The organism is Candidatus Binatia bacterium (genome assembly GCA_023150935.1).
Taxonomy (GTDB): domain Bacteria; phylum Desulfobacterota; class Binatia; order HRBIN30; family HRBIN30; genus JAKLJW01.
In genome coordinates this window covers 1-669 of sequence record JAKLJW010000130.1, presented here as the reverse complement: position 1 = coordinate 669, position 669 = coordinate 1, and the positions used below count along the sequence as shown (strand labels likewise).

General features: G+C 70.0%; 1 protein-coding gene. It reads left to right on the top strand.

Annotation, left to right across the window (positions count from 1 at the left end):
- On the top strand, positions 1 to 487 hold a 487-nt coding region (locus L6Q96_23330), incomplete at its 5' end, for an acyl-CoA dehydrogenase (protein ID MCK6557480.1).
- Between the last annotated feature and the right edge of the window lie 182 nt (positions 488 to 669).

Below are 669 nucleotides of genomic sequence, written 5' to 3'. Positions count from 1 at the left end.
CGTGCGCATCCCGGCCGACTACATGGTGGTCGGCAAGGAGGCCTACTCGACGATCGTGGAGATGGTGCTGACGATGGCCAACGCGTCGATGGGCGCGATCTTCGTCGGGACCGCGCGGGCGGCGCTCGAGCTGGCCCTCGACTACGCGCGCGAGCGGGTGCAGGGGGGAGTGCCGATCTTCGCGCACCAGGTGGTCAGGGCGCGGCTGTTCCGGATGTTCACCGAGGTCGAGGCAGCCCGCTCGCTCGCGCGCCGGGTGTTCGTCCACAACACCACCCAGCCGCCGCTCCTCCAGTACTCGATCGCGTCCAAGGTCTTCTGCACGAACACGGCCTTCGAGGTGGCCAGCGCGGCGCTCCAGGTCTTCGGGGGCAACGGCCTCACCCGCGAGTACCCGATCGAGAAGATCCTGCGCGACGCCCGCGCCTCGATGATCGAGGACGGCTGCAACGAGGTCCTGTCGCTGGTGGGCGCGGCGAAGCTCTGACGCGCCGGGGAGGAGCCGTGGAACTACGTGAGGTGATCGGCCGGCGCCGCTCGATCCGCTTCCTGCTGCCCCACAAGCCGGTCGAGCCCGCCAAGATCCAGCGCATGCTGGAGGCGGCGCGGATCGCCTCGCACTGGGGCAACGTGCAGAGCCTGCGCGCGGTGGTGGTGCGCAAGGACAGC